The sequence below is a fragment of the Plastoroseomonas hellenica genome (assembly GCF_018129085.1).
GTDB classification, from domain to species: domain Bacteria; phylum Pseudomonadota; class Alphaproteobacteria; order Acetobacterales; family Acetobacteraceae; genus Plastoroseomonas; species Plastoroseomonas hellenica.
The window spans coordinates 25,352-39,683 of the sequence record NZ_JAAGBB010000051.1; the positions used below are offsets into that span (position 1 = coordinate 25,352).

The 14,332-nt window shown below is 70.2% G+C and carries 16 protein-coding genes; 4 read left to right on the forward strand and 12 right to left on the reverse strand.

The genetic code is table 11. From position 1 onward, the window contains the following. Positions 1-31: 31 nt before the first annotated feature. The 8 genes from GXW71_RS28040 to GXW71_RS28075 form a co-directional block, all read right to left on the reverse strand. Positions 32-298 (reverse strand): hypothetical protein, encoded by a 267-nt coding sequence (locus GXW71_RS28040; RefSeq protein ID WP_211856013.1) that lies wholly within the window; start codon positions 296-298, stop codon positions 32-34. Positions 299-368: 70 nt separating this feature from the next. After that, a complete protein-coding gene (locus GXW71_RS28045; RefSeq protein WP_211856014.1) occupies positions 369-1,232 on the reverse strand; it encodes a ferritin-like domain-containing protein in 864 nt (287 codons plus the stop codon). Between the two features lie 118 nt (positions 1,233-1,350). Then, on the reverse strand, positions 1,351-1,764 hold the full coding sequence (gene atpC / locus GXW71_RS28050; RefSeq protein ID WP_211856015.1) for an ATP synthase F1 subunit epsilon: 414 nt from the start codon (positions 1,762-1,764) through the stop codon (positions 1,351-1,353). Positions 1,765-1,944: 180 nt separating this feature from the next. After that, entirely contained in the window at positions 1,945-3,372 is a 1,428-nt protein-coding gene (gene atpD / locus GXW71_RS28055; protein ID WP_246526956.1) for a F0F1 ATP synthase subunit beta, read from the reverse strand. A 16-nt stretch (positions 3,373-3,388) separates the two neighbouring features. Then, positions 3,389-4,273: a F0F1 ATP synthase subunit gamma gene (locus GXW71_RS28060; protein ID WP_211856017.1), complete on the reverse strand. Its 885-nt coding sequence runs from the start codon at positions 4,271-4,273 to the stop codon at positions 3,389-3,391. A gap of 23 nt (positions 4,274-4,296) precedes the next feature. Continuing rightward, positions 4,297-5,829 carry a F0F1 ATP synthase subunit alpha gene (gene atpA / locus GXW71_RS28065; RefSeq protein WP_211856018.1) on the reverse strand — a complete coding sequence of 511 codons (1,533 nt, stop codon included), beginning with the start codon at positions 5,827-5,829 and terminating at the stop codon, positions 4,297-4,299. 1 nt (position 5,830) lies between these two features. Beyond that, the gene (gene atpH, locus GXW71_RS28070; protein ID WP_367615935.1) at positions 5,831-6,430 is read right to left on the reverse strand and encodes an ATP synthase F1 subunit delta; all 600 of its coding nucleotides are present in this window, start codon (positions 6,428-6,430) and stop codon (positions 5,831-5,833) included. Between the two features lie 222 nt (positions 6,431-6,652). Next, on the reverse strand, positions 6,653-7,228 hold the full coding sequence (locus GXW71_RS28075) for a TetR/AcrR family transcriptional regulator (protein WP_211856019.1): 576 nt from the start codon (positions 7,226-7,228) through the stop codon (positions 6,653-6,655). 76 nt (positions 7,229-7,304) lie between these two features. Here GXW71_RS28075 and GXW71_RS28080 point away from each other — a divergent pair, with 76 nt between their 5' ends. The 4 genes from GXW71_RS28080 (at position 7,305) to sugE (ending at position 10,593) form a co-directional block, all read left to right on the forward strand. Beyond that, complete coding sequence (locus GXW71_RS28080) at positions 7,305-7,790, forward strand: DoxX family protein (RefSeq protein ID WP_211856020.1); 486 nt, start codon at positions 7,305-7,307, stop codon at positions 7,788-7,790. Positions 7,791-7,792: 2 nt separating this feature from the next. Next, positions 7,793-8,458, forward strand: coding sequence for an NnrU family protein (locus GXW71_RS28085; RefSeq protein ID WP_211856021.1), 666 nt, complete (start codon positions 7,793-7,795; stop codon positions 8,456-8,458). A 148-nt stretch (positions 8,459-8,606) separates the two neighbouring features. Then, positions 8,607-10,148, forward strand: coding sequence for a 2,3-bisphosphoglycerate-independent phosphoglycerate mutase (gpmI, locus tag GXW71_RS28090; protein ID WP_246526958.1), 1,542 nt, complete (start codon positions 8,607-8,609; stop codon positions 10,146-10,148). A gap of 124 nt (positions 10,149-10,272) precedes the next feature. Continuing rightward, positions 10,273-10,593 (forward strand): quaternary ammonium compound efflux SMR transporter SugE, encoded by a 321-nt coding sequence (gene sugE / locus GXW71_RS28095; protein WP_211856022.1) that lies wholly within the window; start codon positions 10,273-10,275, stop codon positions 10,591-10,593. 27 nt (positions 10,594-10,620) lie between these two features. Here the strand turns inward: sugE and GXW71_RS28100 are convergent, their stop codons facing one another. The 4 genes from GXW71_RS28100 to GXW71_RS28115 form a co-directional block, all read right to left on the reverse strand. Next, positions 10,621-11,103, reverse strand: coding sequence for an RNA pyrophosphohydrolase (locus tag GXW71_RS28100; RefSeq protein WP_211856023.1), 483 nt, complete (start codon positions 11,101-11,103; stop codon positions 10,621-10,623). Beyond that, positions 11,100-12,302, reverse strand: a complete 1,203-nt coding sequence (locus GXW71_RS28105; RefSeq protein WP_211856024.1) for a divergent polysaccharide deacetylase family protein — start codon at positions 12,300-12,302, stop codon at positions 11,100-11,102. The genes GXW71_RS28100 and GXW71_RS28105 overlap by 4 nt, the downstream gene beginning before the upstream one ends. A gap of 26 nt (positions 12,303-12,328) precedes the next feature. Next, positions 12,329-13,717, reverse strand: coding sequence for a S41 family peptidase (locus GXW71_RS28110; protein ID WP_211856025.1), 1,389 nt, complete (start codon positions 13,715-13,717; stop codon positions 12,329-12,331). A 172-nt stretch (positions 13,718-13,889) separates the two neighbouring features. Then, positions 13,890-14,332 (reverse strand): murein hydrolase activator EnvC family protein (locus tag GXW71_RS28115; RefSeq protein ID WP_211856026.1); only part of this gene is annotated, 443 nt, incomplete at its 5' end.

The following is a 14,332-nucleotide window of genomic DNA, read 5'->3' on the forward strand; positions in this document are numbered from 1 at the left end:
CGGGTCGGCCTCATGAGCTTTGTTGGCAGGCTCAGCGGCGCTGCGGGTAGGCGCCTGAGGTGTTGCTGTCGGTGGCGCGGTCATAGGTGCGCTGGACTGCGGTGCCCGGCGGATTGCCCGGCATGCCGTCCGACTGGCGCGGATAGGCGCCGGATGCGTTTGTGCCGGCGGCGCGGTCATAGGCGCGCTCCGCCGCGGTACCTGGCGGGTCGCTGCGGCTGCTGGTCCGCTGATCGGCGCAGGCGACCAGGCCAAGCGCCAAGGCGGACGCGATGAGGGAGCCATGCATAAGGCGCATCGTGCTGTTCTCCTCTGAAATGCCGCCCAGCGCGGCATCGGAGGAGCAACGCAACAATCACCCGACGGTTTCAGGCCGCCTCGGCCAGCGGCGGCGCGGCATTCTCGTTCGCGGCCTTGCGCAGGGCGGCGACATAGCGCTCCCGGCGCCATTGCAGCAGCCGCCAGGCGCCCCGGGCGGCCAGGTCGGCCAGGCGCCCGCGCGGCTCCAGCCCGATCGACTTGAACACCATGCCGGTGCTGCGCTCGATGTGCCGGAAGCGATAGAAGCCCATGGCGCGGCCCATATAGGCGGCGATGCAGCGCTGATGATCGTAGGGCAGGTCCTCGCTCTCATTGCCGCAATAATAGGCATAGGCGAGCTCGTCATCCTCCGATTCGCCAATGCGGCCGGCGGCCACCCTGAGGCGCTTCATGAAGGAGAGGTTCTCCCGCGCCAGGTAGCGCTTCATGTGGTCGTAGAAGAGCTTGAAATGGCGGTATTCGTCGGCCGCGATCAGGCGGCAGACCTCCTTCAGGACCGGCTCCTGGGTCGCGTCGCCGAGGGCGGTGTAGTAGCTGCTGGTGCCGGTCTCCACCATGCAGCGGGCGATCAGTTCGCCGGTGCGGGAGCCGCGGATCGAGGCATCGGCATTGACCTCGATCTTGAAGCCGGCGCGGTAGCGGACGAAGGCCGCCTCGAAATCCCAGGACGGGTCGGCGCACATGCCCCAGCGGCCGAGCGCGTCGCCATGCTGGATCTCCTCCACCGCCCAGTTGTCGGCCGCCTGGCGGAAGTCAGGATCGTCGCGGAAGACGCTGTTCAGATAGGCGGTGTAGTCGCTCGCGTTGCGTTCCACCATCGCGGCCGCCTTCACGAGCGGCACGATCTCGGGATCGACCTTGGTGGGATCGAAGCGATCCCAGGCGACCTGGTCGATGTGCCAGTGCTTCATACGGCCCCCGTACAGTCGTTCGGCGCGCGACTCGCATGGTCAAGACGAGAGCGCCGCCCGCAGAGCAATGTTCTGCGGACGGCGCCAGGTTTCAAGCCGGCAGATGTGCGCAGAGGTATCAGGCGGCCTCGGCCGCAGCCACCATCGCGCGAGCGGAGAGCATGCGGGCCATGGCCGCCTCGCGCTTTTCCGGGGGCGCGAGCTGGGCTTCGGCGAGCGCCGCCTCCGCCTCCGTCACGCGCGCCTCGGCGGCGCTGCGGGAGAGCTGCTCGACCGGCGTCGCCTCATCGGCCAGCACGGTGACGCGCTCCGGCGTCACCTCGGCGAAGCCGCCGGCGACGAAGAGGCGCTCCGTCACCTGGCCGCCCTCGGTGACGCTGATGACCCCGCCCCGCAGCGCGACGATCATCGGCGCGTGGCCGGCCAGTACGCCCATTTCGCCCTCGGCGGCGGGCAGGACGGCCATCTCGACCGGGCGGCTCAGCAGCAGCTTCGCCGGAGAGACGAGTTCGAGCTGGAAGGTGCCAGCCATGCGATCAACCTTTCCCTGCAGCGCGGCCGGCCAACCGGTGCAACCTGCGGCCTGGGCACTTCGCCCAGGCCGAGGCCGCAGTTGCGGCCCGCGCGCGACCAACCTCAGCCGCCAATGCGCCCTAACAGCGCGAAAGCCAAGCCGGCGGATGCCGGCGCCCGGCGCTTGAGGGCGAAAAAACTACGCCGCCTGCTTGAGGCTCTCGGCCTTCTTCGCGGCTTCCTCGATGGTGCCGACCATGTAGAAGGCGGCTTCCGGCAGGTGGTCGTATTCGCCGCGGCAGATCGCCGCGAAGCTGCGGATGGTGTCCTCCAGCTTCACGAAGACGCCCGGCGTGCCGGTGAAGACCTCTGCCACATGGAAGGGCTGGCTGAGGAAGCGCTGGATCTTGCGCGCGCGCGCCACGATCAGCTTGTCCTCTTCCGAGAGCTCGTCCATGCCCAGGATCGCGATGATATCCTGCAGCGACTTGTAGGTCTGCAGGATCTTCTGCACTTCGCGGGCGGTGTTGTAGTGCTCTTCGCCGACGATGCGCGGATCCATCGCGCGGCTGGTGCTGTCCAGCGGATCGACGGCCGGGAAGATGCCGAGCTCGGCGATCGAGCGGTTCAGCGTCGTGGTCGCATCGAGGTGGGCGAAGGAGGTGGCCGGCGCCGGATCGGTCAAATCGTCGGCGGGCACGTAGATCGCCTGCACCGAGGTGATCGAGCCCTTCTTCGTCGAGGTGATGCGCTCCTGCAACGCGCCCATGTCGGTGGCGAGCGTCGGCTGATAGCCCACCGCCGAGGGGATGCGGCCGAGCAGCGCCGACACTTCCGCGCCCGCCTGGGTGAAGCGGAAGATGTTGTCGATGAAGAAGAGCACGTCCTGACCCTGCTCATCGCGGAAATACTCGGCGAGCGAGAGGCCGGAGAGGGCGACGCGCGCGCGGGCGCCCGGCGGCTCATTCATCTGGCCATAGACCAGCGCCACCTTGGAGCCTTCGGTGGTGCCTTCGCCGAGCTTGATGACGCCGGCATCGATCATCTCGTGATAGAGGTCGTTGCCCTCGCGCGTGCGCTCACCGACGCCGGCGAAGACCGAGACGCCGCCATGGCCCTTGGCGATGTTGTTGATCAGCTCCTGGATGGTCACGGTCTTGCCGACGCCGGCGCCGCCGAACAGGCCGATCTTGCCGCCCTTCAGATAGGGCGCCAGCAGGTCGATCACCTTGATGCCGGTGACGAGGATCTCGGCCGAGGTCGACTGGTCCTCGAAGGACGGCGCGGGGCGATGGATGGCGTAGTGCTTCTCGGCGGTGACCGGGCCGCGCTCGTCGATCGGCTCGCCCAGCACGTTGAGGATGCGGCCGAGCGTGCCGGCGCCTACGGGGACCGAGATGCCGGCGCCGGTGTCCACCACCTCATGGCCGCGGACCAGGCCGTCGGTGGTGTCCATCGCGATGGTGCGGACCGTGCGTTCGCCGAGGTGCTGCGCCACTTCCAGCACCAGCGTGCGGTCGCCCACCTTGGTGGTCAGCGCGTTCAGGATGTTCGGCAGCTCCTGCGGGAACTGCACGTCCACCACGGCGCCGAGGACCTGGCTGATCTTGCCGACGTTGTTCTTCATGGGTGCATGTTCCTGCTCAGAGGGCCTCGGCACCGGAGATGATCTCGATCAGCTCCTTGGTGATGTTGGCCTGTCGCGTGCGGTTGTAGTTGAGCGTGAGCTTGTTGATCATCTCACCGGCGTTGCGCGTCGCGCTGTCCATCGCGTTCATCTGCGCGCCGTAGAAGCCCGCCGTGTTCTCGAGGATCGCGCGGTAGATCTGCACGCCGAGATTCTGCGGCAGCAGCGCCGCCAGGATGTCCTCTTCCGAGGGCTCATACTCATAGAGCGCCTGCGGGCCGGTCGCGGCTTCCGCCGTCGCCTCGGGCAGCGGCGCCGGGATCAGGCGCTGCTCGGAGGGGATCTGGGTGATGACGCTGCGGAAGCGGTTGTAGATCAGCGAGCAGACGTCGAACTCGCCGGCTTCCAGCATCGCCGTGATGCGCTCGGCGATCTCGTGCGCATCCGTGAAGCCGACCGACTTCCGGCCCTGGTAGCTGATCTCGCCCACGAAGCGGGAGCCGAACTCGCGCTTCAGGTAGACGGCGCCCTTGCGGCCGACGGAGAGGATCTTCACCGTCTTGCCCTCGGCCTCCAGCGCCCGGATGCGGGCGCGCGCGAAGCGGCCGACACCGGTGTTGAAGGGGCCGGCCAGGCCGCGATCGGCGGTGACCACCACCAGCAGGTGCACCGTGTCGGCACCGGTGCCGATAAGAAGCTTCGGCGCGTCGGGCGAACCCGCGACGGCCTGGCCGAGGGCGGCGAGCATGCGCTCCATCCGCTCCGCGTAGGGCCGCGCGGCTTCCGCCTGCGACTGCGCGCGGCGCAGCTTGGCGGCCGCCACCATCTTCATCGCCTGCGTGATCTTGCGCGTGGACTTCACGCTGTTGATCCGCATGCGGAGCGCTTTCAGGGTGGCCATGGCCTCGCTTCCCTACCCCCGCCTCAGCCGAAGGACTTGGCGAAGCTGTCCAGGAAGGCGATCAGCTTCTTCTCCGTGTCGCCCGAGATGGTCTGCTCGGTGCGGATCGCCTCGACGATCCCGGGTGCCGCCGACTTGATCTCGCCCAGCAGCCGGCGCTCGAACTCGCCGACCTGCGCGACCGTGATCTTGTCGAGATAGCCGCGGGTGCCGGCAAACAGCGCGATCACCTGCTCCTCGATCGGGACCGGCTTGAACTGCGGCTGCTTCAGGAGCTCCGTCAGGCGCGCGCCGCGCGCCAACAGGGCCTGCGTCGTCGCGTCGAGATCGGAGGCGAACTGCGCGAAGGCCGCCATCTCGCGGTACTGCGCCAGCTCCAGCTTGATCTTGCCGGCGACCTGCTTCATCGCCTTGACCTGGGCGGCGGAGCCGACGCGGCTGACCGAGATGCCGACGTTCACCGCCGGGCGGATGCCTTTGAAGAACAGCTCGGTCTCGAGGAAGATCTGACCGTCGGTGATCGAGATCACATTGGTCGGGATGTAGGCCGAGACGTCGCCCGCCTGGGTTTCGATGACCGGCAGCGCGGTCAGCGAGCCGGCGCCGAAATCGTCGCTCATCTTCGCCGCGCGCTCCAGCAGGCGCGAATGCAGGTAGAAGACGTCGCCCGGGTAAGCCTCGCGTCCCGGCGGGCGACGCAGCAGCAGCGACACCTGACGGTAGGAGACGGCCTGCTTCGAGAGGTCGTCGTAGAAGATGACCGCATGCATGCCGTTGTCGCGGAAGAACTCGCCCATCGCGCAGCCGGCATAGGGGGCCAGGTACTGCATCGGCGCCGGGTCGGACGCGGTGGCCGCGACGATGATGGAGTATTCCAGCGCGCCCTGCTCCTCGAGCGTCTTGACGAGCTGCGCCACGGTGGAGCGCTTCTGGCCGATCGCCACGTAGATGCAGTAGAGCTTCTTCTTCTCGTCGCCCGAAGCGTTGATCGGCTTCTGGTTGATGATCGTGTCGACGATGACAGCGGTCTTGCCGGTCTGGCGGTCGCCGATGACCAGCTCGCGCTGGCCGCGGCCGATCGGGATCAGCGCGTCGATCGCCTTCACCCCGGTCTGCATCGGCTCATGCACCGACTTGCGCGGGATGATGCCGGGGGCCTTCACCTCGATCAGGCGGCGCTCGGTCGCCACGATCGGGCCCTTGCCGTCGATCGGGTTGCCGAGCGCGTCGACGACGCGGCCGAGCAGGCCCTTGCCGACGGGGACGTCGACGATGTTGCCGGTGCGGCTGACGGTGTCGCCCTCGCGCACGCCGCGGTCGTCACCGAAGATGACGACGCCGACATTGTCGCTTTCGAGGTTCAGCGCCATGCCGCGGATGCCGGCGCCTGGGAACTCCACCATCTCCCCGGCCATGACGTTCTGCAGGCCGTAGCAGCGGGCGACACCGTCGCCCACCGTCAGCACCGTGCCGACCTCGGCCACATTCGCCTCGGCGTCGAAGTTCGCGATCTGCGACTTCAGGATTTCCGAGATTTCCGCGGGACGAATGTCCATATCAGGCGGCCCCCTTCATGGCGTACTGCAGGCGCTGCAGCTTGGACTTGATGGAATTGTCGTAGAGGCGCGAGCCGATCCGCACGATCAGCCCACCCAGGATGGACGCGTCCACATGTTCGACGAGCTGGACGCCCGAATAGCCCGCATCAGTAAGCCGCGCGGCGATGGCGGCACGCTGCACGTCGGTCAGCGCATGCGCGCTGGTGACCTCCGCAGTCTGCTGGCCGCGGCGCGCGGCGAGCAGGGCACCGAAGGCGGCGGCCACTTCGGGCAGCGCCGGCAGACGGCGATTGGCGATCAGCACGCCGACGAAGTTGCGCACCTCGGCACCGATGCCCGCACGCTCGACGATCGCGAAGGCGCCGCGCTTCTGGGCGGCCGCATCGATGCGCGGGTCGGAGACGAAGGCACGGAAGGTGGCGTCGTCGCGCCAGAGGGCGAAGAGGCGGTCGATATCGGCGGCGATGCGATCGATGGCACCGGGATCGGTGCGGCGGGCGTCGTCGGCCAGCGACAGAAGCGCCAGCGCGTAACGCGCGGCGAGGCCCGTGGTGTTCGGGGCCTGGGCGGAGGCGGTGGTCTGGTCGATTGCGGCCACGAGCGGTCCCGGTCCTGTTCTTGCGGCGCTTTGGGCGCCACGGATGGCGCGGTTTCCACGCGGAAACCGGCCAATCAGCCCGGCCCCTGGCGGCGCGCGGCGATTAGCATAGGGTTCCTGGACCCGCAACCGAGCCTGGACGCTCCGTGGGAAGATTCAACACCCTTCGCGGATGAAAATTGGCCGGCGATGCCGTTGTAGCGCGCCGGATCGCGAAGGCCATTACCCGCTTCCCGGTGCGGCCGCGGCGGCCCGCAGCCCAGCGCCATAGGTCGCGAGCGCCACCTCCGCGAGCTCCTCGGGCCTTGCGGCCAGGTCGTCGGCGAGTTGGCCATCGGCAAGCAGGACCGCGAGCCCGTGCAGCAGCGCCCAGACGCCGACCGCAGCCTCGCGGGACGCGCCGGCGGCGCTGATCGCGCGTAGGGGGCGCATCGCCGCCCCGGCCGCGGCCCGCAGCTCGGGATGGGCATCCTTGGAGAGACCCGGGCCGAACATCAGGCGATAGAGCGCCGGATGAGCGGCTGCGAAGCCAAGATAGGCGCGGCAGGCGGCGCGCGACCCAGGCTCGGCCGTATCCATGGCGGCGGCCAGGCGCGCGAATCCGGCGGCGGCAACCGCGGCCAGCAGCGCCTCCCGGCTCGGGAAATGGCGATAGGGCGCGTTGTGGGAGACGCCGGCCGCGCGCGCCGCCTCCCGCAGCGAGACCCCTTCGAGTCCGGCCTTTTCGAGCAGCGCCTCGGCCGCCGCGATCAGGGCGGCACGCAGATTGCCGTGATGATAGGCAGTCGATGTTGACACCGTCCACTCACGCGGTATGTTGGCACCATCAACATGCGGCGCCAGCAGTACCGACGCAAGCAGGAGGCTCCTTCCGATGCTGTTCTTCGGCCTGGTCGGCGGAATCGCCGGCCTCGGCGCCCTGGCCCATCGGCTTGGCGCGCCGGGCCTCGCCACCTGGCGGGCCCGGCTGCGGCTTGGGCTCGCCCTCGGCCTGCTGCTGTTCGGGGCCGATCATCTCGCGAACCCCGTGCGCTACCTGGCGATGCTGCCGGGCACCCTGCCCTGGCCGGGAGCCATTGTCGCGGGGACCGGGATCTGCGAGATCGCCGGCGCCATCGGGCTGCTGGTCCCAGACCTGCGTCGGGCGGCGGGGATCGCGCTCGGCCTCTATTTCATCTGTGTCTTCCCAGCAAACATCCACAACGCCCTGACCGGCGGGGCCGGAATTTCTGGGCTTTCAGCGGCGCCCGACTGGTATTTCCAGCTCCGACTCGCGCTGCAGCCGCTCGCCGTCTGGGCGGCGCTCTGGAGTGCCGGGGTAATCGGCCGGCCGACGCACCGCCGGCCCCAGGAGGCCTGACGATGCTGCCGCTCGTACTCGCTGCCCTGCTCTGGGTCCTGCTCCATCTCGGCGTCGCCGGCACCGGGCTGCGCGGGACGATCGTGGCCCGCACCGGGGAGCGCGGGTTCCAGGCCGGGTTCTCGATCGCCTCCTTCGCCGCCATCGCCCTGCTGATCTGGGCCTGGCGGGCGGCGCCCTCGGCGCCGCTCTGGGTCGCGCCGTCCTGGCTGCGCTGGCTGGCGGTGGTGGTGATGCTGCCGGCCTTCATGCTCTTCGTCGGATCGCTCACGGTCCGGAACCCGACGATGACCGGCGGCGACGGGGCGACGGCGCGGGGCATGCTGCGCCTGACCCGGCACCCCATGCTCTGGTCCTTCGCGCTCTGGGCTCTGATGCACGCGGCCGTGAGCGGGACGATCTCCGGCCTGCTGTTCTTCGGCGCCTTCGCGGTGACGGCGCTGGCGGGCATGCCCTCGATCGACGCCAAGCTCGCGAAGCGCGACCCGGCGGGCTTCGCTTCCGTGCTGGAGGCGACCTCGATCCTGCCCGGCGGTGCGATCGCGGCCGGGCGCAACCGGCTGATGGCGGGTGAGCTGATGCTGCCGGTGGTGCTCGGGGCCGTGCTCTGGGTGGCGCTGTTGCTGGCGCATCCCTGGCTGTTCGGGGTGGCGCCGCTGCCCTCGTGACTGCGGCCCCCTGAGCCTGATGATGGAAGGCTGGATCGGCCACAAATCTGAATCACGCGATCAAACAAGCGGCAAAAGCATGATCCGGAAGCCTTTGCGAATGGATCAGGCTCTTGCGCGGCCGGGCCCCGCAGAATAGCTCGGCAGGATGCCGAACGCCGATCCCACCCCCCGTCCCGTCATGCTCGTCATCCTCGATGGCTGGGGCTGGCGGGAGGAAGTCGCCGACAATGCGGTGCGCCAGGCGAAGACACCGGCCTTCGACGCGCTCTGGACATCCTGCCCGCACAGCTTCCTGCACACCTCCGGCCGCGATGTCGGGTTGCCCGAGGGGCAGATGGGGAATTCGGAGGTCGGGCACCTCAATATCGGCGCCGGCCGCGTCGTGATGCAGGACCTGCCGCGCATCGACACTGCGATCGAGGACGGGTCGCTCGGGGCCATGCCGGCGCTGACCGAATTCATCGAGGCGATGCTGGAGAGCGGAGGCACCTGCCACCTGATGGGGCTGCTCTCCCCGGGCGGGGTGCATGCGCATCAGGACCACGCGGTGGCGCTGGCGCGGCAGTTGAGCGCCGCCGGCATCCCGGTCGCCATCCACTGCTTCACCGACGGGCGCGACACGCCGCCACGGGCGGCGCCGGAATACTTGGCGCGCTTCATCAACGACATCCGGGCGCTGCCTGGCGTGCGCATCGCGACGGTGACCGGGCGCTACTTCGCCATGGATCGCGACAACCGATGGGAGCGGGTGTCGCAGGTGGTCGCGGTCATGGTCGATGCCGAGGGCATCCGCGCTGCGGATGCAGAAGCCGCGGTCGCGGCGGCGCATGCTGCGGACAAATCCGACGAGTTCGTGCCGGCGACCGCGATCGGCGATTACGCCGGCATGCAGGATGGCGACGGCGTGCTCTGCTTCAATTTCCGCGCCGACCGCGTGCGGGAGGTGCTGGCGGCACTGCTCGACCCCGGCTTCGGCGGCTACAAGGTAAAACGGCAGCCGAAATTCGCGGCGGCGCTCGGCATGACCGCCTATTCCAAGGCGCTTGCCCCCTTCATCGCCACGCTGTTCCCGCCGCAATCCATGGCGGAGATCCTGGGCGCCGTGGTCGCCGAGGCCGGGCGCCGCCAGCTCCGCATGGCGGAGACCGAGAAATACCCGCACGTCACCTACTTCCTGAACGGCGGCGAGGAGACGCCCTTCGCGGGTGAGGAGCGGATCATGATCCCCTCCCCCAAGGTCGCGACCTATGACCTGCAGCCGGAAATGTCGGCGCCGGCGCTGACCGAGGCGGCGGTCCAGGCGATCCGCTCCGGCAAGCACGACCTGATCGTGCTGAACTTCGCCAATGCCGACATGGTCGGCCACAGCGGCAGCCTCGCCGCCGCGACGGCGGCGGTGGAAGCGGTGGACAAGGGCCTCGGCGCCATCGCCGCCGCGATCCGGGACGTGGGCGGCGCGCTGCTGGTGACCGCCGATCACGGCAATGCCGAGCTGATGCGCGACCCCGCGACCGGCGGGCCGCACACAGCGCATACCACGAACCCGGTGCCGGTCATGCTGCTGGGCGCGCCGGCCGGCGCGACGCTGCGCGAGGGGCGGCTCGCGGATGTGGCGCCGACCCTGCTGGCGCTGATGCGGCTGGAAAAGCCCGCGGCGATGACGGGTACCAGCCTGCTGCAGGGCTGATCTGCCACCGGCGGGTTTGCCTTGATCCCATCCGCCGCTGGACCCAGATAGGCCGCGCGAGGACGACCTCGGTCCCACCAACGGGACAAGCACGCGGGACGGCCCGGGAACACGGAGGTGTACCGTGGCGTGGATCCTGCTTCTGCTGGCCGGGCTGTTCGAAGTCGTCTGGTCCTTCTCGCTCAAGCAATCGGACGGGTTTTCGCGGCTCTGGCCGAGCCTGGTGACGATCGTCACCGCTCTGGTGAGCTTCTGGCTGCTGGCGGCCGCCATGCGCGTGCTGCCGCTCGGCACCGCCTATGCGATCTGGACCGGCATCGGCGCCGTCGGCGCCTTCGTGGTCGGCATCCTGGTGCTGGGCGAAAGCGCGAGTGCGGCCCGGGTGGCGAGCGCGGGGCTAATCCTGGCCGGCATCGTCGGGCTCAAGCTCACCAGCGGGCACTGAGACCCGGGCGAGGAGCGCGGGGTTCGCCTATGCCGCCAGATGCGCGAAATCCCGCGCCAGCCGCTCATAGATCTCCCGCTTGAAGGCCACCGCCATCGCCGGCAGCTCCGCCAGCCTCGCCCAGCGCCAGGCGTCGAATTCCGGGTGCGGGTCGAGGTCCAGGCGGATGTCGCCATCCTGGCCGGTAAAGCGCAGCGCGAACCATTTCTGGCGCTGGCCGCGGTACTGGCCGCGCAGCGCCACGCCGATCAGCTCCTGCGGCAGGTCGTAGGTCAGCCACTCCGGATGCTCTTCGATGATCTCGGCGCGGCTGGTGCCGATTTCCTCCTCGAGCTCGCGCAGCACGGCGATGCGCGGATCCTCGCCCTCGTCCATGCCGCCTTGGGGCAACTGCCAGCCGCCCGGCGCCCCTTCCGCATTCGGCATGTCGGCGCGGCGCGCGACCAGGATCAGGCCCTCCGCGTTGAACAGCAGGGCGCCGACATTCGGGCGATAGGGCAGATCGGTCATGGGGTCCGGGGCGGCGGGGTGGATGTAGCGTCCGCCAGGCCCTCGGGGCGGCGGATCAGCGCGGTCGGCGGCACCAGCGCCAGGCCACTCGCATCGAGCCCCGCGGCCCAATTGGCCAGGCGCTCGACCAGCACCGGCGTCGGGCTGCCGGCGAGGCCGAGGGCGCTGCCGCGTTCGCGTGCGATGCGCTCCAGCTCGGCCAGGCGGCGCTCGATCTCGCCCCGGGTCGCGGGCTCGTCGATGACCAGGTCGACGCCGCGGCCCCAGGCGCGGGCCGGGTTGCCGCTGCCGGGCCGCGGGTCGAGGTAGAGCAGGCCACGGGCGCGCAGCGCGTCCTGCACGGCGCCGATCAGCTCCGGCACCTGGGCGAAGCGTTCGCCGCGCATGCCGCCGATGGCGCCGATGGCGCCGACATAGGCGGGGAAGCGGGACAATGCCCAGCCGAGCCGGTCCAGATTCTCCGACAGGGGCTGGGCGGTCAGCAGCGCGCGGTCGCCGGGGTCATTCAACGGATAGCCGGCGGGTTCCAGCGGAATGGCGGCCAGGATCTCGGTGCCACGTTCGCGGATCCGGGCGGCGAGCTGCGGCAGGCGGTGACCATAGGGCGAAAGCGCCAGCGCGATCTCCGGCGGCAGACGGCGCAGCGCCTCATCCGCCTGGGCGGCGTTCATGCCGACATCGCCGATGACGACCGCGATGCGCGGGCGCGTGTTGCCGCGGTCGAAGGCGCGGCCATAGGCGCGGATCGGGGTGCGCCCGTCGAGGCCGATGCGCGGCAGCGGGCCATAGCGGCCAGGCTCGATGAGAGCGGGGTCGGCGGCGGCCGGCACCACAGGTAGGCCGGCCGCTGCCGGCTGATCCGGTGCCTGCGGTGCTGGTGCTTCGGCGCGCGGCGCCTGCGGCTCGAGGACCGGTGCCTCGGCCTGGGGCGGCGGCGGTGCGGGCGCCGGTGCTTCGGCATGCGGCGGCGGGGCTGGGACTGGAGCCTCGGCGCGCGGCGGCTCCGGCGAGGGCGCCGGCGCTTCGGCATGCGGGCGTGGGGCGGGTTGCGGCGCAGCCGGTGGCGCCTCCGCCACCGGGCGCGGCAACGGGCCGAGATGGTTCAGCCAGGCGCCGGTCCCGCCGACGCCCAGGATCAGCACCGCCCAGACCAGCGCGAGAACACGCCAGCCAGGCAGGCGCTGCTGCCAGGACGCCATGGGTTCTCCCCTTTCCTCCGCTTCCGTCAGCGGGAGGCGCGGCGCTGACCAGGCGGCAGGGTCGCGACTCCACGCACCAGGACCAGCGCCTGCTGGAGCTGGAAGTCGGTCTCCGGCTTGGTCGGGTCGAAGGCCGGCGCGCCTTCCGGCGGCAGGCGGGCAATGCGATCGGTGATCGAGGAGGGCAGGTTGAGCGGCGGCAGCGGCGGCGGCGGCGGGGTCGCCGGACCACCGGTATTCTCGTTCCGCAGCGCGCGGCGCAGATCGGCCTCCCGCTCGCGCGCGCCCCGCTCATTGGCCGCTTCGCGGGTCGCCAGCACCTCGACGTCCGGATCGATGCCGGTCGCCTGGATCGAGCGGCCGGAGGGCGTGTAGTAGCGCGCCGTGGTCAGGCGGATGGCGCCGTTGCCGGGGATCGGCATCACGGTCTGCACGCTGCCCTTGCCGAAGCTGCGGCTGCCGAGGACATAGGCGCGGCGATGATCCTGCAGCGCGCCGGCGACGATCTCGCTGGCAGAGGCGCTGCCGCCATTGATCAGCACGACCATCGGCAGCCCCTGCGCGATGTCGCCCGGCCGCGCGTTCCAGCGCTGCGCATCCTCGGCGCGGCGGGCGCGCGTCGAGACGATTTCGCCCTGTTCCAGGAAGTCATCCGAGACCTGCACCGCCTGGTCGAGCAAGCCGCCGGGGTTGTTGCGCAGGTCGAGGATGATGCCGCGCAGATTGCCGCCCGCCTGGGTGCGCATGGTGGAGATGGCGCGGCGTAGCGCGGTCTCGGTCTGCTCGTTGAAGGAGGTCAGGCGGACATAGCCGATGTCGTTGCCTTCCAGCCGGAAGCGCGCCACCTGCGGGCGGATGACGTCGCGGGTGATGGCGAGCTCGATCGGGCGATCGGTGCCTTCGCGGCGGATGGTGATGCGGATCGTGCTGCCGCGCTCGCCACGCATCTGGTCGACCGCGTCCTGCAGCGACAGGCCCTGGGTGGACTGGCCGTTGAGATGGGTGATCAGGTCGCCGGGGCGGACGCCGGCGCGGGCGGCGGGAGTGTCGTCGATCGGCGAGATGACCTTGACGTAGCCATTCTCCTGCGTGACCTCGATGCCGAGGCCGCCGAACTCGCCGCGCGTCTGCACCTGCATGTCGCGGAAGCTGCGCGGATTCATGTAGGAGGAATGCGGGTCGAGCCCGGCGAGCATGCCTTGGATGGCATTCTCGATCACGTCGCGGTCGTTGACCGGTTCGACATATTCGGCGCGCACGCGTTCGAACACGTCGCCGAAAAGGTTGAGCAGGCGGTAGGTCTCGGCGCGACTTCCATCCTGCGCCCAGGCGGCGACCATCGGCCCCGCCACGACGCCGGCGGCGAAGGCCGCCGTGATCACGCCCGCCATCCGCACCTTGCTGAACATCGCCATCCGATCCTTTCCCGTGGCGGGAGAGCGCCACGCCGCAGCATACCGCGTTGAGGCAGGAAGCCTACCAGAGCCCAAAAGCCTAACAAAGCGCCGCGGCGCGCAGCAGGGGTTGTGTCACGCCGTCACGATTCGCCCCGCTTCGTCACGACTGGGGGAGCGGATTGCAGAATGTTCAGGATCGGGCCGCCAGCCAGGGGCGGGGGTCCGCCGGGTGACCGTTGCGGCGGAGTTCCAGATAGAGGCTCGGCCGGCCGGCCGGCCCGCCATCGCCCATCACGCCGACCGGCTCCCCGGGCAGCAGGCGGGCGCCGGTGGCGGCGTCCAGCCGGTCGAAGCCGGCCAGGACCACGTGGTTCCCTTCCCCGCAATCGACGATCAGCAATTGGCCATAACTGCGGAACGGCCCGGAAAACACGGCGCGGCCAGCGCAGGGGGAGACGACTCGGGCCCCCGGCGGGGCCGAGATGGTGACGCCGCGGGCCGGGCCGGCATCCGTCGCATCGCCGAAATCGCGGGCGATCCGGCCGGCGACCGGCATGCCCCGGGGGCCACCCTCCCCGACGCTGGGGCGGGCGGTCGCCACCTGGCGCGGCGGCGGCGGCGGCTCGGCACGGC

Coding starts and splice junctions, on each gene's coding strand:
- GXW71_RS28040 (WP_211856013.1), bottom strand. CDS start 298: ATGCGCCTTATGCATGGCTCCCTCATCGCGTCCGCCTTGGCGCTTGGC.
- GXW71_RS28045 (WP_211856014.1), bottom strand. CDS start 1,232: ATGAAGCACTGGCACATCGACCAGGTCGCCTGGGATCGCTTCGATCCC.
- atpC (WP_211856015.1), bottom strand. CDS start 1,764: ATGGCTGGCACCTTCCAGCTCGAACTCGTCTCTCCGGCGAAGCTGCTG.
- atpD (WP_246526956.1), bottom strand. CDS start 3,372: ATGAAGAACAACGTCGGCAAGATCAGCCAGGTCCTCGGCGCCGTGGTG.
- GXW71_RS28060 (WP_211856017.1), bottom strand. CDS start 4,273: ATGGCCACCCTGAAAGCGCTCCGCATGCGGATCAACAGCGTGAAGTCC.
- atpA (WP_211856018.1), bottom strand. CDS start 5,829: ATGGACATTCGTCCCGCGGAAATCTCGGAAATCCTGAAGTCGCAGATC.
- GXW71_RS28080 (WP_211856020.1), top strand. CDS start 7,305: ATGCTGTTCTTCGGCCTGGTCGGCGGAATCGCCGGCCTCGGCGCCCTG.
- GXW71_RS28085 (WP_211856021.1), top strand. CDS start 7,793: ATGCTGCCGCTCGTACTCGCTGCCCTGCTCTGGGTCCTGCTCCATCTC.
- gpmI (WP_246526958.1), top strand. CDS start 8,607: ATGCCGAACGCCGATCCCACCCCCCGTCCCGTCATGCTCGTCATCCTC.
- GXW71_RS28100 (WP_211856023.1), bottom strand. CDS start 11,103: ATGACCGATCTGCCCTATCGCCCGAATGTCGGCGCCCTGCTGTTCAAC.
- GXW71_RS28105 (WP_211856024.1), bottom strand. CDS start 12,302: ATGGCGTCCTGGCAGCAGCGCCTGCCTGGCTGGCGTGTTCTCGCGCTG.
- GXW71_RS28110 (WP_211856025.1), bottom strand. CDS start 13,717: ATGGCGATGTTCAGCAAGGTGCGGATGGCGGGCGTGATCACGGCGGCC.